Raw genomic sequence first — 19,520 nt, 5'->3', positions numbered from 1 at the left:
GTCAGCGCCCGCCCGCGAAACGGTCGGCCAGCGCGTCGATCGGCCCGATCGCGGCGGCAAAGGCGGCGACCGTCTCGGCGGCGGGAATCGCCCCGCGCTGCTCGGCCGAAACCAGGATCGCCACCGCCGCCGGGCTCGCGCCCGTCAGCTTCACCTTCAACGTCTCCAGCTTCACCCGGCCTTCATTCCCCGTCGTCATGCCGCCGACCCGGTACCAGCTTGCCGTCGCGCGTTCCACCCGTCCGGGGCCGACCATGCGGATCGTGCGTCCGCCGGCCACCGGCGCCAGGTCGGTCACGCGGACCCAGCGGTCGTTCTCGCGCAGCGCGCCGATCCCGAAGCCGACGATCTCGCGCCCTTCGCGCTGGTTGGCATAGACGGCAATGGCCAGGTCGACGACCCGCCCGCTGCGGTCGATATAGCGCGCCGTCAGCATCCGGTCGGCGCCGGGGAAATGCGGCGACCACGGCGCGGGCTGCGGCTCGGGCACGCGCTGCCACCCCGCGGGTTCGGGCAAGGGCGGCACGGGCGGCAGCACCGCGACGCGGCGCGCCATCGCGTCGGCCCAGCCGATCGCGCCGCTCGCCACCGCCAGCAGCGCCAGCGCGGCGACCGCATGGCCGGTGCGCAGGCGGCGCACCGGGCGGCGCAGCGCCTGCGTCGTCGCGGCGTCGAACCAGCGCGCGTCGGGATCGCGGTCGAACCACGGCCAGCCGATCGCCAGCACCGCCGCCATCACGATCGCAAAGAACACCCAGCCGTAAACGATATGGTCGAACCCCGTCGCCGCCTCGACCGAGGTCCACCACGCGGCATAGATCGTGCCGAACGCGCGCAGCCCGTTGGCGATCACCGGCACCACCAGCGCCATCGCCATGAACGCCGCGCGTCGCCGCCAGCGCCGGTAACACACGGCGGCGACCAGCACGCCATAGGCGATCATCGCGATCAGGAACTTGGCGCCCGAACACGCCTCGGCGATCTCGAAATAGCCGTTGGGCGTCGTCACCAGCACGCCGTCGGCGACCGCGGGCACCCCCGCCAGGTGGAGCAGCGGCATCACCATCGCGATCGTCGCGCGCTGCAACGGCGGCTCCAGGAAATCGCCGAACGGGACCAGGAACGCCATATAGGCGATCGGGAACGCCAGCCCGCGCGCGACGCGCGGCCCCAGCACCGCGATCACCGCGGCCTGCGCCATCCCCACCAGCCCGGCATGGCGCAGCAACGCCACCCCCGCGGCGTCGCCCAGCGTCCACACGAACGCCGCCGCCGCGGCGGGGATCAGCCCGGGCCACCATCCGCACACGGGCAGCGGCGCGATCTCGTGCCGCCGCTGCCACACCAGCCAGCCGACCACCGGCGCGATGAACAGGCAATGGCCGAAGGTCGTGTTGGTCCAATAGATGCGCGCCAGGTCGCCCACGTCGCGCGCGAACATCACCCCCAGCGCGCCCCAGCACGCCGCCAGCACCGCCAGCGGCAACAGCCACCGCCGCATCGTCGCACCGTCGCCGGAGACACCGGCAGCCGCATCAGCGACGTCGCGCGCGTCCGGTGCCGCCGCGGCGTCGGCCGGCCGCCGCTCGCCCTCGCCTGCGGTCGCGGTCATGCGCCGCGGCGGCGGCCCGCCGGTCCCGGATCGACGGCGGTCGCGCGCGCCAGCCGCGCCTGCTTGTCGGGGCGCAGCGGCGCGGCGAGCACCGCGTCGAGCCGCGCGAGCCGCGCGTCCCAGCCATAACGCTCGATCACGCGCGCCCGCGCCCGCGCGCCCAGCAGCCGCGCCGCCTCGGGGTCGGCGAGCAGCCGCCCGATCGTCGCGGCCTGTTCGGCGACGTCGCCTGCGACCGCCAGCGTGCCCTGATGGTCGATCCCTTCGGCCGCGGCGGGCGATGCGACGACGGGCCGCGCCATCGCCATCGCCTCCAGCACCTTGTTCTGGACGCCGCGCGCGAGCTTCAGCGGCGCGACGACCACCGCCGCCGCCGCCAGCCAGCCGCGCACGTCGTCGACCTCGCCCGTCACCGTCACGCCGTCGATCCGGGCCAGCGCGCGCACCGCGTCGGTGGGGCTGCGCCCGACGATCGCGAACCGCAGCTGGGGATCGGCCAGCCGCAGGTGCGGCAGCACCGACTGGGCGAACCAGCGCACCGCGTCGATATTGGGGCGATAGTCCATCTGGCCGGTGAACACGATCAGCCGCCCCGTCGTCTCGATCCGGCGGAACGCGGCGGCGGGGTCGAAAAAGTCGGTGTCGATGCCGTTCTCGACCGCCTCGACGCGGTCGGCGCCGGTGCGGCTGACGAACATCTCGGCCTCGGCGCGGCTGACGAACAGGCTGGCATCGGCGCGCGCCGCGACCGCGCGTTCGTGGCGCATCAGCAGGTGCGCCTCGCGCCGCATCAGCCACGCCATCGGGCCGCGCCCGTCGCGGGCATAGGCTTCGAACTTGGCCGAATCCATGTCGACAAAGTCCATGACGACGCGCTGGCGCGGCGCGGGCGGCAGATACTGCGCCATCTGCCCCGAAAAGACGAAGATCGTGTCGATCGCGTGGCTGTTCAGCGCGGTCTCGACCGCGTCGCGCATCCGCCGGTCGTCGAACGCGGTCAGCGAGATCGGCCGGCGCGTCGCCAACGCCTCGATCGCCGCGCGCGCGCGCGACTTGCCGCGCCACAGGATCGTCTGGCTGCTGACCATCGCCGCCAGCCCGTCGCGCGCCTTCAGGTCGCGCGGATCGTCGGCAAAGGCGATCAGGTGAACGCGCCGCCGCCGCGCCAGGTGGCGCAGCAGGTGGAAACCGCGGATCTTGTCGCCGCGGTCGGGGGGAAAGGGCGCGCGGTGCGCCAGGAACAACAGGTCGCCCATCAGCCCAGCCCGCGCGCGATCCACGGCCCCAGCCGGTTGGCCAGCCACAGCGGCATGTGCTTCCATGCGCGCACCTGCAGGCTGTAGCGCGGGTCGTTGGGGTTGACGCTGCGCGGCGGCCGCCCGTCGGTGGTGCGCTTGGCATAGCGCAGCGGCGTGGGCGTGAACCCCCAGTTCTTCTTGAACGCCGCGGCGCCGGTCCCGGCCTTCGACCGGCCGAAGTCGAACCGCGTGCAGCCGCGCTCGCGTGCGTGGCGCATCAGCGCGAAATACATCGCGTCGTTGGCGCGCAGCCCCCGCGCCGCCGCGGTGCCGCCGCCCCAATAGGGGAACACCGTTCCCTGCCAGTAAAGACTCAGCACGCTCGCCACGGCCGCCCCCCGGTGGCGCACGATCAGGATGTCGGCGGCGTCGCCAAAGGCCGCGATGACGTTTTCGAACAGCGCGCGCGGAAAGACCGGGGTGCCCAGGTTGCGGACCGACTCGGCATAGACGGCGTGATGTTCCAGGATCTGGTGCCGCGCCACGCCGGTCTCGACAACGACGTCCTGTGCCTGCGAACGGCGGATTTCGGCGCGCTGTTTGCGCGGAATCGCCGCAAGTTGCGCCGCATCGTCGGCTTCCAGCACGCGATTGAAGCCCAGATAGGTCGTCTCGTCGACGGTCCAGCCGGGCGCCTCGGGCAGCGCGCCGCCGCGCAGCTCGACCGTCGGGCACCCCCGCGCCTCGGCCAGCGTCAGCGCCGCATCGGTCAGCATCCGCGTCGCCCCGGGGCTGCCCAGGGCGCCGCCGTCGACCGCAAACCCCACGGAAACCAGCGCTTTTCCGAAGATCGGCGAACGGATCTCGGTCATCGGCAACACGCCCGCGATCGCCCCGTCGGCCGCCTCGGCGACCAGATAATGGCTGCGCTGGCCGCATCCGCGCGCCACCGCGCGGCTCCATTCGGGCAGGTGGAACGGGCTCCCCCCCGCCTCGGCCACCCACGCCCGCAACCGACCGGCCTCCGCCGCATCGTCCAGCGCCGCCGCCCGCACCGTCAGCCGCGTCACGCCAGCGTCTCCGCCGCTACGGAAACCGTGCTTTCCACCGTGCCCCAGCGGTGCCGGCGCACCAGCCGCGCCAGCTTGCGCTCCATCGCGCCCAGCCGCGCATAGTGCCGCAGCCGCGACCGCAACGGAGCCCGGTGCACCCGCGGCTGACCCGGATCGACCTCCCACGGATGGAAAAAGAACACCGCCGGCGCGCCGCCCGCATTGGCAAGGTCGATCGCCCGGTCGGTCACGAACGTCGGCAGCAACCGGAAAAATCCCCCGCCCGTCGGCACTTGCCGCCCCAGAAACGACGCCAGCGTGATCGGCAGCTCGATCAGCGCCGCGCCCGCGACCGGCCGGAACGCGTGTCTGGGCGCTTCGGGCCAGCCATAATGGTCGTGGTGGAGCGGCGCGACGCTCGACGAATAGGCATAGCCTTCCTCGGCCAACACCTCGTGCGCCCAGGGCGTCCGCGCATCGATCGAAAAGCTCGGCGCGCGATAGCCGCGCACCGGCTGCCCCGACGCCGCCTCGATCGCCGCCCGCGCGCGCGCCAGGTCGGCGCGGAACGCGGCGGGAGTCATGCGAAACACCCGCCCATGTCCCCAGCCATGGCTCGCCACCTCATGCCCCGCCGCCGCGATCCGCGCGATCAGTTGCGGGCAGCGCTCGGCGATCCAGCCCAGCGTGAAGAACGTCGCCGACACCCCCGCCGCCGCGAACAGCGCCAGGATCCGGTCGGTATTGGCCTCGACGCGAAGCTCGAGCGAATCCCAGTCGGCGCGGTCGATCGTCGTCTCGAACGCGCCCACCTGGAACCAGTCTTCGACGTCAACGGAAAGCGCGTTGACGATGGCCACGGTCAGGCCGCGTTGCCGCGCAGCGCGGAAACATCGGGACGGCGCGCCGTGTCGCCATTTTCCACCCAGTCGACGAGCAGCGTCAGCACGCGGCGCAGCGCCTCGTCCTGCTCGCCAAGCTGGCGCTCGATCGCCGCCAGCCGCACGTCGAGCGCGGCCGGAATGGCGGGCGCCTCGGGCGCGGCAGGCGCTTCGGGGGCCGGCGCCACCTCCGCGACCGCGCGCAACGGCGACACGGCGCGCGGATCGGTCACGATCGTCTGCGGCGCACCCGCCGCTGCCGGGCCGTCGGCCTCGGGCGCGGGGACGGCTTCGGGCGCGGGCATCGGCGCGGCCGCCCGCGATCCGAACGCTTCGGCCAGCGAAACGCGCGCCGGGGCCGCGACCGCCGCCTCTGCCGCCGGCGTGTCATGGGCCGCCGTCATATCGGGCTGCGGCTCGGCTGCCGCGGCGGGCAGCATCCCCGTGTCGCTGTCGAGATCGGCGATCACCGCCTCGACATCGGGACCGCTGAAACTGTCGATCTGTTCGACCGCGCCGAACAGCATCACCCGGCTCGCAAGCTGGTTGACGCGCCGCGGCACGCCGCCCGACCAGCGGTAAAGCGCCAGGATGGCGTCGTTCATGAAGCGCGGGCGGCCGCGCCAGCCGACACAGGCGAGCCGGTGGAGCAGATAGGGTTCGAGCTCCTCGAGCCCCATCGGCGCCAGATGGTGCATCGCGATCACGCGCTGGCGAAGCTGTTCGAGCCGCGCGTCCTGCAACGTCGCGCGGAACTCGGGCTGGCCGAGCAGGAAGATCTGGAGCAGCGGATAGCCGCCGAGCTGGAAGTTGGAGAGCATCCGCAGCTCTTCCAGCGACTCGACCGGCAGCGCCTGCGCCTCGTCGACGATCAGCAGCGTGCGCTGCCCGTCGCGCGCGATCGTCTGGAGCGCGCGCTCGATCGCCGCGAGCATCGTCGCCTTGGGCGCGCCCTCGGCATCGATGTCGAGCCCGGCGCAGACGACGCGCAGCAAGTCATCGGGGCGAAGCTGGGTCGAAACGATCGTCACGACCTTCAGCCGCTCGCGATCGACCTCGCCCAGCAGATGCCCCATCAGCGTGGTCTTGCCGACGCCCGGTTCGCCCGTCACGACGACAAAGCCCTCGCCCTGGCTGAGGCCATAGCCGAGATACGCCATCGCCTTGCGATGCGTCGCGGTATCGAACCAGAAGCGCGGATCGGGGGTCAGCTGAAACGGCCGTCCCGTCAGTCCGTAATGATCGTCGTACATTGGCTGGCCTCGCGCTCAAAATCCGTACCGCAGTCCAAGCAGCGCCTGGATCGCCGCACTTGACTGGTTTTCGTTTTCATAACCGTAAACGCCGACCGAAGCGGTCGCGTCGATCCGCCCGATCCGCCGCGTATAGGCGGCATTCGCCCCCCAGCCCAGGATGCCCTGGGCGCCGGCAAGGTCGGAATCATAATAGTTGCCATAGACGGTGGCGGTCACCGCCGCCTCCGGCCCGGCCGGGGTCGAAGCGAAAAGCTGCGCGAACAGCGTTTCGTCGGCGGTGCCGTTGATCGTCAGCCCCGGCGTGCCGTCGGGCGCCAGGAAGGTGCGGCGCGCATAGCCCGCGCCGATTCCGAACCGCGTCGCACCGTGCGCCATCACCGCCACGCCGCTCACGCCGCGCGTGCGATAGGCACTGGTGACGCTCGACGCGAACAGGCCGTTCAGGCATCCGCCCGCCGCCGCGCCGCTCGTGCCATAGATACAGCCGCTATACTGGTTGCCGAAGGCGTCGCGGCTGGTGACGAAACTGTCCGGCAGCGCGACCAGCGCCCCGCCGAGTTGCTGGCCAAAGGTCGTCACGCTGTCGAACACGTTGATCTGCACGCCGCTTGCCGTGCCGATCTGGTGGCTGAAATTGCCGGTATAGCTGACCGATCCGTAACGCCGCCCGACCCGCGCCTCCAGCCGCGTCCGCCGGCTCGGCTGCCAGATCACGCCGCCGTCCCAGTACATGCCGTCGAAATCATAGGCGATGCGCCGCGGCGACGCCGGGTCGGTCACGAACCGCCCGCGCCCGTCGATCACCGGAATCCCGCCCGCGGTGCGCAGCGGATCGCGCTGGCTGACGGTGATCCGCTCGTAACCGATCCCGGCCGTCAGCGCGACGCTGCGCGCCACCGGCAACAGCACGTCGCCGCGCGCATATTTGCCGGTAAAGCGCTGGTCGAGCTGGCCCGCATCCTCGCGCGTCACCGATCCGCTCAGCGTCACGCCCACCGGCAGCACCGTCCCCGCCTTCACCCCGGTGCTCACCGTCGCGACATGCACGCGCGAATCGTCATACTGGTCCAGCCGCGGCAGCGCGGGCGACAGGCCGTTGTCGCGCGACGCCTCGGCCTTGGTATAGCCGAATCGGTACGCGGCATTGAGGAACGCCGGCCCCACCTGGGTCGCGACATTGGGGCCGACATAGCCCGAAAACATCTGGTTGAGGTTGCGCCCGCTCGCCTGCGCCGCATTGGGCGCCGGACCGCGAATGTCGGAGCGGACCTGGCTCGCGATCGCGCCTGCCTCGATCGTCAGGCTCGGCGCCACCTTCGCGCGCACCGTCGCCAGCCCCGAATGGACATCGTCGCGCGTCAGCTTGCGGTCCCACGGGATCCGCCGCTCATACCGATAGTCGAGCTGGACCTGCACGCGCCGCGTCTGCACCGACGCGTCGACCCCGGCGCCGATCGTCGAATAGGTCAGCACGTCGCCGCCGTTGGACAGGTCGGCGGTGAGCACCTGGCTCGCCTCGATATAGGGCTGGATGCGCGTCCGCTGTGCGGCGGCGGGCGTCGCGCCCAGCATCATCGCCGCAGCCCCGGCGACGATGCCGGCCTCCCGGAAAAGCCGCCCGCTCATGCCTCGACCTCGCCGTAATAGCTGCCGAAACGCTGCCCCGACGGCTGATAGCGCACCGCGTTGAGCAGCAACTGGATATGCTCGCATCCGTCGAGCAGCGCGACGGCATCGCGAAGGTCGCTCTCCGCGGTCCGGTCGGCGCGGACCACCATCAGCACCTGCCCGACATTGAGCGCCAGCACCGACGCCGGCGATGCCGCCAGCGCGGGCGGCGAATCGAAAATGACGATCCGGCGCGGATCGGCCGCGGCCAGCCCCTCCATCAGCGCGCGCGCGCGTTCGCTCGCGACCAGCTCGGTGTCCGAATCGCTCCGCGCGCCCGCGGGCAGCACCGAAAGCTGCGGAACGTCGGTGCGGATGATGCACGATTCGACATCCTCGACCACGCCCGACAGCACGTCGAGCAGCCCCGGCCCCGGGCGCAGCCCCAGCCGCCCCAGCACGTCGGGCTTGGGGAAATCGGCATCGACCAGCAGCACCTCGATATCGCGCTCGGCGGCCATCGAAAGCGCCAGGTTGATCGCGCAAAAGGTCTTGCCCTCGCCCGGCCGCGCCGAACAGACGAGGATCGTGCGCGCCCGCGCCGACGCGTGCGGCTCGGCGCTCGCCGCCATCGCCCGCGCGGCAAGCAGCAACTGGCGTTTGACGAGCCGGAACTCCTCGGCAAGCGGCGTCACCCCGCCGCCGGGTACGATCATTCCCCGCGCGGCAAGTCCGGCGCGATTGATCGTCCCCGGCCGCGGTTGCGCCAGCGGCGCCGCCTCGGCGTCCTCGGGGCTCCAGTCGGCATCGGGCGCAGTCGCTTCCGCCGCCCCGGCGTCATCCGCGGCCGCGTCGCCGCGCGGCTCGGGCTCGGGTGCGGTCTCGGGAACGACGCCCCAGTCGCTCCACGCGACCTCGCCGTCGTCGTCGTGCGCCGGCGCTGCGGCATCGTCCGCCGCCGCTTCGGCTTCGGGTGCTACCGGCTCGGCTTCGATCGGGCACGCCTCGCTGTCCGCCGCCGCTTCGGGTTCGTGCCGGCGGCGTTCGCCGTGCAGCGCGGCAAGCGGCGGCACCTCGGCGTCTGCGGGCGTCGCCACCGCCGCCAGGAAACGCGGCGACAGCACCGGCTCCCACCCGACCGGCGCATCGTCGACCGGTACATCGTCGACCGGCACATCGGCCACCGGCGCGTCGGCGACCGGCGCATCGTCACCCATCTCGACGGCCGTCTCGGCAATCCTCTCGATGGCCGTCTCGTCGCCGGTCGGCTCGTCCGCGTGCAGCGGCTCGACATGCCCCGGATCGTCCGGGCGCGCGTCCGGCATCGCGGCTGCGGCCACATCGGCATCGTCGATGCCGACGCCTGCCGCCGGCACCGCCGCATCCGGCACGATCACCTCGGCCCGGTGCGGCATCGCCCCGGCGTCGAAGCCCGGCACCTCGGAAACCGGCGCGAAACCGGCCGCGAACACCGCTTCGCCGTGCGGCACTTCGCCCTGCGCGACTTCGCCCGTCGGCAGCGCCCGTTCGGGTGCGGCTTCGGCGAGCGGCGGCACCGGCACGAAGTCGAACCGCGCGGCGGCCCGCTCGATCAGCGAACCGCGGGGGCGGCGGGGAGATGGATGGTTCATCGGTTCAGGCCCCCATTCCGCGCTGGATCACGTCGATGCCGAGCAACCCGATGTAAAAGACGACCAGCGCCGCCAGCCCGCCTGCAAAAAGGCTGCCCAACCGGCGCCGGCGCCCGCGTTCGGCGCGCGTCACCACCTCGCCGATCGATCCGATCACCGGCAGCCCGCTCGCGCGTTCGAGCTGCCCCGGCGTCGCAAAGCTCGTGCGCAGTTGCCCGATCGCAAAGGCGGCGGCGACGCCCGCGCCCAGCCCGGCGACCAGCACCGCCGTCAGCAACAGCGCCCGCTTGGGCGATGTCGGCGCGGTCGGCTCGGTCGGCGGATCGGTCACCTTGAACTTGACCGCATCGCTCACATGCTGCGCCTGCGCGGCGATCTTCATCTGCTCGCGGTCGGTGAGCAGCTTGTCATACTGGTCCTTCAGCACCTGATATTCGCGGTCGATCTGGTTCTGCTCGGCGGCGACGCCCGGCTGCTCGGCCATGCGCGCCTGCAGACGCGCCAGATCGGCCTCGATCTGGTCGCGCCGCTGCACCAGCGCGGCGACCTGCGCCGACTTGTCGGCCTGCATCGAACGCAGGCTCATATAGAGCGGGTTGGCGCTGGCGGCCGCCCCCGGCACCATCGGCTCGCTGCGCGCGGCGGCCTGTGCGGCGGCAAGCTGCGCCTTCAGCGCGATCACGTCGGGATGGTTGTCGGTCCACCCCTTTGCGCGCGCGTCGGCAAGCTGTCCCTGGATCGCCTGGAGCCGCGCCCGCGCCGGCCCCAGCGCGGCGGTGCCCCCGCCCGCGGCGGCGGGGGTGCCCGCCATCTGCGCCGAAACGGCGTTGAGGCTGCTCTGCGCGGCGGCAAGGTCCGACTGGATCTGCGCAAGCTGCGCGCGCGCCGCGCCGATGCGGTCGTCGAGCGAGCCCGTCCCCGGCAGACTGCCCAGGAAACGCGCCTGGAAATCGGCGCGCTTGGCGTCCGCATCCTGCAACTGCTTCTGCCGCTCGGCGAGCTGCTGGTCGAGGAACTGGAGCGACTGGCTCGACTGGTCGCGATTGTCCGCCAGGTTGTTCTCGACGAACAGGTCGATCAGCTTCTGCGCGATCTGCCGCGCCAGCTTGCCGCTGCTCGCGGTCACGCTGATCGAAAACTGGTTGGGCTGGTCGGCGGTGATCTTGATCGCGTTCTGCAACGATGCGACGCGCGCCGCGACGTCGCGGTCGCTGGCGACGGTGCGGGCCAGGTCGGTGCCGCGCACGACCTTTTCCAGCGTGACCGCCGCCGTCAGCGTCTGGCGAAGCCGGTCGATATCCTGCTGCTGCTGGCTCGCCGCCCCCGGGTCGGTCGGCAGGATCGGGCGCAACTGGACATAGACGCGGGCGCGCGATTCGTATCGCGTCGGAAGCTGCGACACGACGAACCACCCGGCCAGGCACACCGCCCATGCGACGCACAGCGCCAGCCACCGGCGTTGCCAGATGCCGTGAAGCGCGATGCGTGCCTCGTCGAGCAGGTTCCCCATCCGCCGCGGCTCCTCAGAACATGCTTTCGGGGATGATGATGACGTCGCCGGGCTCCAGCCGCACATTGGCGCTGATGTTGCCGTTCTTCAGCAGGTCGGAAAGGCGGATGCGGTACTCGCGCTGGCGGCCGCTCGCCTTGTCATAGCGGACGAGCCGCGCGCGGTTGCCCGACGCGAATTCGGAAAGCCCGCCGACCGCGATCATCGCGTCGAGCACGGTCATGTTGGCGCGATACGGGATCGACGCGGGCTTTTCGGTCGCGCCGACGATGCGCACCTGCTGGCTGTACGTGCCCGAGAAGTTCTCGACGATCACCGAAACGATCGGGTCCTTGATATACTCGCTCAGCGCGAGCTTCAGGTCGTCGGCCAGCATCGCCGGCGTCTTGCCGACGGCGGGCATGTCGCTGATCAGCGGCGTGGTGATCCGCCCGTCGGGGCGCACCTGGACCTTGGCCGACAGTTCCGGGTTGCGCCACACAAAGATGTTGAGCTGGTCCATCGGGCCGATGACATATTCCTCGCTCGGCGCCTCATGCGCCGCGACGGCCGATGCGGGCGGCAGTTCGGCGCGCCCGCCGGCGCCCGCACAGCCTGCAAGCAGCATCGCCGGCAGCATCGGCGCCGCAACGGTCCAGTTCTTTCGCAACTCCAACCCTCGTCCCATGCGCGCAGCTCCTTCCACGGCACGACCGGGCCGACGGGCGGCCGGAAATGCCGGGATCAGCGCGAGCTATCGCCGGTTCGGGTAAAGATAGCGTTAGTGAAAAGGCACGGATTTCCGCCGATGTTCCACCCCCGTTCCGCAAAGCCGCCCATTTTGGGGCAGCCGGAACAGCGCCGGAAAGAAAGTCGGCGGCCGCCGCGCGGTCAGTCGGTCGGCAGCCCCAGCACCACCTCGCGCACCGGCGGATGGCCCAGGAACATCGACGGGCTCGCCGTCGCGCCATAGGCGCCCGATGCGAACAGCACGACCAGATCGCCCACCTCGGCGCGCGGCATCGCGACGCGATCGGCCAGCCGGTCGAGCGGCGTGCACAGCGGCCCGACGATGCTCACCGTCTCCTCGGGCGCGTCGCCCATCCGCTCGGCGATCGCGACCGGATAGTTGCGGCGCACCACCGTGCCGAAATTGCCCGTGGCGGCCAGATGGTGGTTGAGCCCGCCGTCGACGACCAGGAACCGCTCGCCCTGCGACCATTTGCGATCGACGACGCGCGCGACATAGACGCCCGCCTCGCCGACCAGCCAGCGGCCCAGCTCGATCGCGAAGTGCCAGCCCGTCAGCGGTGCGCACGCCGCGCCCAGCGCCGCGCCGATCGCCTCGATGTCGATGGCCGTGTCGCCGGGGAAATAGGGGATGCCGAATCCGCCGCCCAGATTGACCAGCGGCGGCACGCTGCCCGCCGCGTCGGCCAGCCGCTCGGCCAGCGCGATCGTCGCGGCCTGGGTGTCGATCACCGCCTGCGTGTCGAGCGACTGCGATCCGGCATAGATATGGAATCCCTGCCACGCCGCGCCCGCCGCCAGCAGCCGCCGCACCAGTCCGGGGACGAACGCCGTATCGACGCCGAACGGCGATGCGCGCCCGCCCATTTTCATCCCCGATCCCTTGAGCTCGAAGTCGGGGTTGACCCGCACCGCCAGCCGCGGCGCGCGGCCGACGCGCTCGGCGATCGACAGCGCCCGCTCGGCCTCGCTTTCCGATTCGAGGTTGATCGTCGCGCCGCACGCGATCGCGGCCTGCAATTCGGCGTCGCGCTTGCCCGGCCCGGCAAAGCTGATCGCCGCGGCCGGCTTGACCGCCAGCGCGCGGTCGAGTTCCCCCGCCGATGCGACGTCGAGCCCGTCGACGCGCGGCGCCATCGCGGCGAGCAGCAGCGGATGCGGGTTGGCCTTGATCGCATAGTGCAGCGCGACTCCGGCGGGAAGCGCCGCCCGCAACCGCGCGATCCGTGCGGCGACGATGCCGAAATCATAGGCATAAAAGGGCGTTCCCGCCGCCGCCAGCGCACGCACGGCCTCGCCGCCGACCGTCAGGCTCGACTGGCCGGCGAATTCGGGCGGGATCGGTCCATGGGGTTTGGAAGTCATGCGATGTCGGCCTTCAGGAGCGCGCGGTCGAGCTTGCCGTTCGGCCCGCGCGGCAATGTGTCGCGCCAGATATAGCGCGTCGGCTGCATGAAGCTCGGCAGGTCGCGGCGCAACCGCTGGCGAAGCGCCGCCTCGGCGGCGTCCGCCTCGCCTGCCGCACGCGCGACGACGACGATCGCCTGGCCCAGCCGCTCGTCGGCGACCCCGAACGCGGCCGCCTCGCGCACCTCGTCGCCGCTCAGCACCGCCTCCTCGATCTCGGTCGGGCTGATGCGGTTGCCCGCCGACTTGATCATCTCGTCGTCGCGGCCGACGAAACGCAGCAGCCCGTCGCTATCGGCGACCACCGTGTCGCCCGACCACACCGCCGTCCCGCCATATCGCGAAAAGGCGGGCGCGGGCCGAAAGCGGAGCGCGGTGCGTTCGGCGTCGCGCCAATAGCCCTGCGCGACCAGCGGCCCGGCATGGACCATCTCGCCCGGCTCGCCCGGCCCGGCGCGGCTGCCGTCGGGACGCACGACCATCACCTCGGCAAAGGGGATCTCCCGGCCGATCGAATCGGGGTGCGTGTCGACCAGCGCCGGATCGAGATAGGTCGACCGGAACGCCTCGGTCAGCCCGTACATCGGATAGAGCGCCGCCTGCGGAAAGCGCGCGCGCAGCCCGGCGACGAGGCGCGGCGTCAGCGCGCCGCCCGAATTGGTCAGCCGCCGCAAGCTTGCCGCCGTCGCCTCGGGCCATTCGGCCTCGAGCAGTTGCACCCACAGCGGCGGCACGCCCGCCAGCGTCGTCGCCTCGAAGCGCGCGACCGCCTTCACCACGTCGCGCGCGGTCAGGTAATCGAGCGGGACGACGCACGCCCCCGCCGCCCAGGTCGAGAAGAGCTGGTTCTGGCCATAGTCGAAGCTCAGCGGCAGCACGCCCAGCACGCGATCGGCCGGATCGATCTTCAGATAATGCGCGACGCTGATCGCCCCCAGCCAAAGATTGGCGTGGCTCAGCATCACGCCCTTGGGCCGTCCGGTCGATCCCGAGGTGTACAGGATCGCGGCGAGCGTCTCCGGCGCGGCGCGCGACGGGGCCAGCGGCATCAGCGCGGCGGCGGCCTCGGCGACTTCCGTTTCGGTGGAAACAGCGGTGCGTCGCGGCACGTCTCCGAACGACAGCGAATCGAGCCTGGATTGCTGCGAAACGAGCAGTTCCGCACCGCTATCGGCAAGGATATGGGCCACCTGTGCGCGTTTCAGCACCGGATTGAGAGGCACATGCACATAGCCCGCGCGAACCGCGGCGAGCGGCATCAGGCACGCGACCCGCGTTTTCGGCAGCCATGTCGCCACCCGCGCGCCGGGCGCGAGCCCCTGCGCCGCCAGCCACGCCGCCAGCCGCCCCACCTCGGCCTCCAGCGCGGCATAGGTCAGCGTGCCGTCACGGTCGGCAAGCGCGACGGCGTCGGGTCGGCCACGCAAAGGCAGCGTGTCGAGCGGCTGGGCAAGCGGTTCGAGCGCGATCATCCCCCACCCATTACGCTTGGCAGCCGCGCCGCCAAGTCTTACGGGGACGAAAAAAGTCGCAGGGGACACACATTGCAGCGTCAGGACCAGATTGAGATCGAGGAAGCGGTGCGCGGCGTACTCGCCGACGTGCTTGGGCTGGATGCGGCGCGGGTCGCGGCATTCGACGCCGACACCGCGCTTTTCGGCGCGCTTCCCGAGCTCGATTCGATGGCAGTCGCGGGCGTCTTGACCGAACTCGAGGATCGCCTCGGCATCCTGATCGACGACGACGAGGTCGACGGCGACATGCTCGAAACCTTCGGTGCGCTCACCCGCTTCGTCGCGGCCAAGGTCCGGGGGTGATCGACAGCTACGACTGGGCCGGCGGGCGCGAGGCGATGCTTCGCTTCGGCCCCGCCGCGGGTCCGGTCGTGGCATTGGCGTTGCCGCTGTTCGAAGAAGCGAACCGCACGCGCAGCTTTGCCGTCACGCTGCTCCGCGCGCTGGCCGCTCACGGCATCGCAGGCGCGCTTCCGGACCTTCCCGGCCAGGGGGATAGCCTGGCGGCGACACAGGATGCGCGGCTGGCGCATCTGCGCAGCGCCTTTGCCGCTGCGGTGGCGACGCTCGCGGGCGCCGGCGGCCGGGCGGTCCATGCCGCCGCGATCCGTAGCGGCGCACTCCTCGACAGCGATGCGCGCGTCGCCAGCCGCTGGCATCTGGCGCCCCAGCCGGGCTCGGCGTTATGCCGCGAACTCGATCGTATCGCGCATCACGCCACCCATACCACCCCGCCCGCCGACAGCGACGCGCCGACGCTGCGTTGGATCGCCGGAAACGCGATTGCACCGGCGCTGCTGGCGGCGCTTGCCGATGCCGTGCCCGTTCAGGGCGCACACGACGCCGGGCCGCCGGTCCGGACGCTGCGCCTGACCGGCGACACCCAGTCCGCCGACGCCCACGTCGCCGGCCCGCCGCTCTGGCGCCGCGCCGAACCCGACAATGACGTCGCGTTCGCGACGCTGCTCGCGGCCGATCTCGCCGCGTGGGTCCGGCAATGCGCCAACTGATCGGTTTCGCCTGCTCCGACGCGCCGCTGCTCGGCACGCTCGACATGCCCCCCGGCGCCTCGGCCCGGACAGGCCTGTTGATCGTCTCCGGCGGCAACGAAATCCGGATCGGCGCGCATCGCGGCATGGCCTTGCTGGCGGACCGCATCGCATCGGGCGGCTTTCCCGTGTTTCGCTTCGACCGGCGCGGCATCGGCGACTCCGGCGGCACCAACGGCGGGTTCGAGACGAGCGGCCCGGACATCGCGGCCGCGGCCGCCTGCTTCCGAAATACGGCGCGAGTCGACCGCATTCTGGGCTTCGGCAATTGTGACGCCGCAAGCGCCCTCATGCTGTTCCACCGCGACGCCGGCCTCGACGGGCTGGTCCTCGCAAACCCCTGGGCGGTGATGTCACGCGACGACCTGCCGCCGCCCGCTGCGATCCGGGCGCGATACGCCGCGCGCCTTCGCGACCCAAAGGCGTGGGTACGCCTGCTGCGCGGAGGCGTCGATTTGGGCAAACTGGCGCGCGGCCTCGCCAGGATCAGCCGCGCCCGGACGGGAGGAGCGGACGGCAACCTGCTGGCCGACCGGCTGGCCGCCGCGCTGTCGGCCAGCACCGTGCCGACGACACTGCTCCTCGCCACCCGCGACAACAGCGCGATCGCGTTTGCCGACATTCTCGGCAGCCCGGCCTTTGCGGCGATCCGGGACCGCCTGCGCTGCGAATGCCTCGACAGTGCGAGCCATAGTTTCGCCGGCCCCGAGGACGGCGAATGGCTCCACGCCCGCCTGATCGCCGCACTGGGCGCGCTGGAAGGCACGGCGGTGCGGGGCTGAGCGCTCCCGCACCGGCACCAGAACCGTTACTCGGCGGCTTCGGCCACCTGCTCGAAATCGGCCGCAGCGAGGAAGCGTTCCGCATCGAGCGCGGCCATACAGCCCGTCCCGGCGGCGGTGATCGCCTGGCGATAATGCTTGTCCATCACGTCACCGCACGCAAAGACGCCGGGGACGCTCGTCCGCGTCGTTCCCTTTTCGACGACGATATAGCCATCGTCATCGAGCGCGAGGTGGCCGCGGAACAGCTCGGTCGCCGGATGGTGGCCGATCGCGACGAACCCCCCGTCGACAGCGATTTCGGAACGTTCGCCGGTAACCGTATCTTCGAGCTCGATGCCGACCAGACCTTCGGGTTCGCCGCCGCCGATGAAGCGCACGACCTTCTTGTTCCAAAGCACGTTGATCCGCTCGTTCGCCGTCAGCCGCTGCTGCAGGATCTTTTCGGCACGCAACGAGTCGCGGCGATGGATCAGCGTCACGTCGGGGCTGTGATTGGTGAGGTAAAGCGCTTCCTCGACGGCAGTGTTGCCGCCGCCGATGACCGCAACCTTCTTGCCCCGATAGAAAAAGCCGTCACAGGTCGCACACGCGCTGACGCCCTTGCCCTTCAGCAGATCCTCTGAATCGAGGCCCAGCCAGCGCGCCTGTGCGCCCGTGGCGATGACGAGTACGTCGCCGAAATAGACGGTGCCGCTGTCGCCGACGAGACGGAACGGACGCTGCGAGACGTCGATCTCGACGATCGTGTCCCACATCATCTGGGCACCGACATGCTCGGCCTGGGCCTGCATCTCCTGCATCAGCCACGGCCCCTGGATCACCTCGCGAAAACCGGGGTAATTCTCGACATCGGTGGTCGTGGTGAGCTGGCCGCCGGGCTGGATGCCCTGCACGACGATCGGGGCGAGCCCGGCGCGCGCGCCATAGATGGCGGCCGAAAGCCCCGCCGGGCCCGATCCGAGAATGAGCATGCGGGTCGAATGGGTAGCGGTCATTCCTGTCTTCCGAATAGCGTTCGGGGCGCATCTAGTAAGCGCGCGCCGCGAAAGCGCAACATGGGGATGACCGCCTCGCTTCGCCAGCGGATCGGGTGCCGCCGGATCGAAATCCCCGCGCCAGGGTTGGCACGCCCGTCCACCCCGGACTAGGGAGGCGGACATCGATGTCGACGCCCCTGGAGATGAGCCTGTGACGAGCCCCCATCCCTTCCACGCGCTCCACCATCAGGGGATGATCCGCACCGGCGTCTGCACGCCGCCCGTGCGCGTCGCCGACCCGCATGCCAATGCCGAAGCGACGATCGCGCTTGCCCGCCAGGGCGACCGGGCGGGCGCCGACCTGCTTGTCTTTCCCGAGCTCGGCCTCACCAGCTATGCGATCGACGACCTCCACCTTCAGGACGCCGTGCTCGCCGCGAGCGAAGCGGCAGTGGCGATGGTGGCAGAGGCGAGCCGCACGTTGCGCCCGGTTCTGCTCGTCGGCGCGGCGCTGCGTCGCAATGGCCGCGTCTATAACTGCGCCGTGGCGATCGCACGCGGCAGAATCCTGGGCGTCGTCCCCAAGCAATATCTGCCGAACTATCGCGAATATTATGAAAAGCGCTGGTTCGCATCGGGGATCGGCATGGTTGGGCTGGACATCCGCGTCGCAGGACAGGTCGCCCCGTTCGGCACCGACCTGATCTTCGCGGCCGACACATTGGCCGACTTCACCTTTCACGTCGAGATCTGCGAGGACTACTGGGCGCCGACACCGCCCTCGACCGCAGGTGCGCTCGCCGGCGCCCTGGTGCTGTGCAACCTTTCGGCATCGAACATCGTCGTCGGGAAGGCGCGCGAACGCGCGCTGCTCTGCGCATCGCAATCGGCGCGGACGCTCTCCGCCTATCTGTACTCGGCGGCAGGTGCCGGCGAAAGCACCACCGATCTCGCCTGGGACGGCCAGGGAATGATCTACGAACTGGGCGAGTTGCTCGCCGCGTCCGAACGGTTCGACGCGACGCAGGGCGTGGTACTCGCCGACGTCGATCTTGAGCGCCTGCGCCTCGAACGGTCGCGCAACGGCACCTTCAACGATAGCGACCGTGCCGCCGACTATCCGGAACGCCGCTTCCGCCGGGTCGGTTTCGATCATCCGCTCGACGCGAGCGACCGCGGGCTCATTCGTCCGGTCCGGCGTTTCCCGTTCGTCCCCGACCATGCTGCCGAGCTCGAAGCCGATTGCTACGAGGCGTTCAATATCCAGGTCGAGGGCCTGCGCCAGCGGCTGCTTGCCACCGGCAGCCGCCATCTCGTCGTGGGGATTTCGGGCGGACTCGATTCAACGCATGCGCTGATCGTCGCGTGCAAGGCGATGGACCGGCTGGAACGCCCCCGCGCCGACATTCTCGCCTATACGATGCCGGGTTTCGCCACCGGCGAGGAAACGCGGGCCAATGCCTGGGCGCTGATGCGCGCGCTGGGCGTCACCGCAGCCGAAATCGACATCCGTCCCGCCGCGCGCCAGATGCTTGCCGATATGGGGCACCCCTTTGCGAACGGGGAGCCCGTCTATGACGTGACGTTCGAAAATGTGCAGGCCGGGCTGCGCACCGACTATCTGTTCCGTCTCGCCAATCAGCATCACGGCTTCGTGCTCGGCACCGGCGACCTTTCCGAACTCGCGCTCGGCTGGTGCACCTATGGCGTCGGCGACCAGATGAGCCACTATGCCGTCAACGCGGGCGTGCCCAAGACGCTGATCCAGTATCTGATCCGCTGGACGGTGCAGACCGGTCAGTTCACCGGCGAGGCCGCAGCGGTGCTCGAAGCGATCCTGTCGACCGAGATTTCACCCGAACTCGTCCCGGCGGATGCCGACGGCCGGATGCAAAGCACGCAGGATCGGATCGGCCCCTACGAACTCCACGATTTTTTCCTGCACTATGTCGTCCGCTATGGATTGCGGCCGTCGAAGATCGCGTTTCTCGCCTGGCACGCCTGGCACGACGTCGCGGCTGGCGCATGGCCGATCGGCTTTCCGGCCGAAGCGCGCAACGCCTATGATCTGCCGACGATCGCACGCTGGCTCGAGAGTTTCCTGCACCGCTTCTTCCAGACGAGCCAGTTCAAGCGTTCGGCGCTTCCCAATGGACCCAAAGTATCGGCGGGCGGAGCGCTCAGCCCACGCGGCGACTGGCGCGCACCGTCGGACAGCGTGGCAACCGCATGGATCGCCGAGCTCCGAAACGGGTTGCCGCCCGCCTGATC

General features: G+C 70.7%; 16 protein-coding genes. 4 read left to right on the top strand and 12 right to left on the bottom strand.

What is annotated here, in order from left to right:
* Window position 1: 1 nt before the first annotated feature.
* The 11 genes from xrtA to ACT3CF_RS06065 all read right to left on the bottom strand — a co-directional run bounded on the left by xrtA (window position 2) and on the right by ACT3CF_RS06065 (window position 14,396).
* Window positions 2-1,612, bottom strand: coding sequence for an exosortase A (xrtA, locus tag ACT3CF_RS06115; RefSeq protein ID WP_478421132.1), 1,611 nt, complete (start codon window positions 1,610-1,612; stop codon window positions 2-4).
* Window positions 1,609-2,868 (bottom strand): TIGR03087 family PEP-CTERM/XrtA system glycosyltransferase, encoded by a 1,260-nt coding sequence (locus ACT3CF_RS06110; RefSeq protein WP_478421130.1) that lies wholly within the window; start codon window positions 2,866-2,868, stop codon window positions 1,609-1,611. The genes xrtA and ACT3CF_RS06110 overlap by 4 nt, the downstream gene beginning before the upstream one ends.
* Window positions 2,868-3,920, bottom strand: coding sequence for a FemAB family XrtA/PEP-CTERM system-associated protein (locus tag ACT3CF_RS06105; protein WP_478421128.1), 1,053 nt, complete (start codon window positions 3,918-3,920; stop codon window positions 2,868-2,870). Before ACT3CF_RS06105 ends, ACT3CF_RS06110 begins: the two co-directional genes overlap by 1 nt.
* Window positions 3,917-4,756, bottom strand: a complete 840-nt coding sequence (locus tag ACT3CF_RS06100) for an XrtA system polysaccharide deacetylase (protein WP_478421383.1) — start codon at window positions 4,754-4,756, stop codon at window positions 3,917-3,919. Before ACT3CF_RS06100 ends, ACT3CF_RS06105 begins: the two co-directional genes overlap by 4 nt.
* 8 nt (window positions 4,757-4,764) lie before the next feature.
* On the bottom strand, window positions 4,765-6,036 hold the full coding sequence (locus ACT3CF_RS06095; RefSeq protein WP_478421127.1) for an ExeA family protein: 1,272 nt from the start codon (window positions 6,034-6,036) through the stop codon (window positions 4,765-4,767).
* A 15-nt stretch (window positions 6,037-6,051) separates the two neighbouring features.
* Window positions 6,052-7,665, bottom strand: coding sequence for a TonB-dependent receptor (locus ACT3CF_RS06090; protein WP_478421125.1), 1,614 nt, complete (start codon window positions 7,663-7,665; stop codon window positions 6,052-6,054).
* Window positions 7,662-9,278: an AAA family ATPase gene (locus ACT3CF_RS06085; protein ID WP_478421123.1), complete on the bottom strand. Its 1,617-nt coding sequence runs from the start codon at window positions 9,276-9,278 to the stop codon at window positions 7,662-7,664. The genes ACT3CF_RS06090 and ACT3CF_RS06085 overlap by 4 nt, the downstream gene beginning before the upstream one ends.
* 4 nt (window positions 9,279-9,282) lie before the next feature.
* Window positions 9,283-10,788 (bottom strand): XrtA system polysaccharide chain length determinant, encoded by a 1,506-nt coding sequence (locus tag ACT3CF_RS06080; RefSeq protein WP_478421121.1) that lies wholly within the window; start codon window positions 10,786-10,788, stop codon window positions 9,283-9,285.
* A 13-nt stretch (window positions 10,789-10,801) separates the two neighbouring features.
* Window positions 10,802-11,407, bottom strand: coding sequence for an XrtA/PEP-CTERM system exopolysaccharide export protein (locus ACT3CF_RS06075; RefSeq protein ID WP_478421381.1), 606 nt, complete (start codon window positions 11,405-11,407; stop codon window positions 10,802-10,804).
* Window positions 11,408-11,658: 251 nt separating this feature from the next.
* Window positions 11,659-12,882: a pyridoxal-dependent decarboxylase, exosortase A system-associated gene (locus ACT3CF_RS06070; protein WP_478421119.1), complete on the bottom strand. Its 1,224-nt coding sequence runs from the start codon at window positions 12,880-12,882 to the stop codon at window positions 11,659-11,661.
* The gene (locus tag ACT3CF_RS06065) at window positions 12,879-14,396 is read right to left on the bottom strand and encodes an acyl-CoA ligase (AMP-forming), exosortase A system-associated (protein ID WP_478421118.1); all 1,518 of its coding nucleotides are present in this window, start codon (window positions 14,394-14,396) and stop codon (window positions 12,879-12,881) included. Before ACT3CF_RS06065 ends, ACT3CF_RS06070 begins: the two co-directional genes overlap by 4 nt.
* A 72-nt stretch (window positions 14,397-14,468) precedes the next feature.
* Between ACT3CF_RS06065 and ACT3CF_RS06060 the strand changes: the two genes are divergently transcribed.
* The 3 genes from ACT3CF_RS06060 to ACT3CF_RS06050 are packed head-to-tail and all read left to right on the top strand — an operon-like array spanning window position 14,469 to window position 16,269.
* On the top strand, window positions 14,469-14,741 hold the full coding sequence (locus tag ACT3CF_RS06060; protein ID WP_478421117.1) for an acyl carrier protein: 273 nt from the start codon (window positions 14,469-14,471) through the stop codon (window positions 14,739-14,741).
* A complete protein-coding gene (locus ACT3CF_RS06055; RefSeq protein ID WP_478421116.1) occupies window positions 14,738-15,448 on the top strand; it encodes an alpha/beta hydrolase family protein in 711 nt (236 codons plus the stop codon). The genes ACT3CF_RS06060 and ACT3CF_RS06055 overlap by 4 nt, the downstream gene beginning before the upstream one ends.
* On the top strand, window positions 15,436-16,269 hold the full coding sequence (locus ACT3CF_RS06050; RefSeq protein WP_478421114.1) for a hydrolase 1, exosortase A system-associated: 834 nt from the start codon (window positions 15,436-15,438) through the stop codon (window positions 16,267-16,269). Before ACT3CF_RS06055 ends, ACT3CF_RS06050 begins: the two co-directional genes overlap by 13 nt.
* A gap of 26 nt (window positions 16,270-16,295) precedes the next feature.
* Here ACT3CF_RS06050 and trxB read toward each other — a convergent pair whose 3' ends face one another.
* On the bottom strand, window positions 16,296-17,267 hold the full coding sequence (gene trxB, locus ACT3CF_RS06045; RefSeq protein ID WP_478421113.1) for a thioredoxin-disulfide reductase: 972 nt from the start codon (window positions 17,265-17,267) through the stop codon (window positions 16,296-16,298).
* 193 nt (window positions 17,268-17,460) lie between these two features.
* Here trxB and ACT3CF_RS06040 point away from each other — a divergent pair, with 193 nt between their 5' ends.
* Complete coding sequence (locus ACT3CF_RS06040) at window positions 17,461-19,518, top strand: NAD(+) synthase (protein WP_478421111.1); 2,058 nt, start codon at window positions 17,461-17,463, stop codon at window positions 19,516-19,518.
* Window positions 19,519-19,520: the final 2 nt, after the last annotated feature.

It is taken from the genome of Sphingomonas chlorellae, assembly GCF_056485145.1.
This window is presented reverse-complemented; position numbering and strand designations above follow the sequence as displayed.

Excerpts from the sequence above, each read along its gene's own strand:
- xrtA (WP_478421132.1), bottom strand. The coding sequence starts at position 1,612 with ATGACCGCGACCGCAGGCGAGGGCGAGCGGCGGCCGGCCGACGCCGCG.
- ACT3CF_RS06110 (WP_478421130.1), bottom strand. The coding sequence starts at position 2,868 with ATGGGCGACCTGTTGTTCCTGGCGCACCGCGCGCCCTTTCCCCCCGAC.
- ACT3CF_RS06095 (WP_478421127.1), bottom strand. The coding sequence starts at position 6,036 with ATGTACGACGATCATTACGGACTGACGGGACGGCCGTTTCAGCTGACC.
- ACT3CF_RS06090 (WP_478421125.1), bottom strand. The coding sequence starts at position 7,665 with ATGAGCGGGCGGCTTTTCCGGGAGGCCGGCATCGTCGCCGGGGCTGCG.
- ACT3CF_RS06085 (WP_478421123.1), bottom strand. The coding sequence starts at position 9,278 with ATGAACCATCCATCTCCCCGCCGCCCCCGCGGTTCGCTGATCGAGCGG.
- ACT3CF_RS06080 (WP_478421121.1), bottom strand. The coding sequence starts at position 10,788 with ATGGGGAACCTGCTCGACGAGGCACGCATCGCGCTTCACGGCATCTGG.
- ACT3CF_RS06075 (WP_478421381.1), bottom strand. The coding sequence starts at position 11,407 with ATGCTGCCGGCGATGCTGCTTGCAGGCTGTGCGGGCGCCGGCGGGCGC.
- ACT3CF_RS06070 (WP_478421119.1), bottom strand. The coding sequence starts at position 12,882 with ATGACTTCCAAACCCCATGGACCGATCCCGCCCGAATTCGCCGGCCAG.
- ACT3CF_RS06065 (WP_478421118.1), bottom strand. The coding sequence starts at position 14,396 with ATGATCGCGCTCGAACCGCTTGCCCAGCCGCTCGACACGCTGCCTTTG.
- ACT3CF_RS06050 (WP_478421114.1), top strand. The coding sequence starts at position 15,436 with ATGCGCCAACTGATCGGTTTCGCCTGCTCCGACGCGCCGCTGCTCGGC.
- trxB (WP_478421113.1), bottom strand. The coding sequence starts at position 17,267 with ATGACCGCTACCCATTCGACCCGCATGCTCATTCTCGGATCGGGCCCG.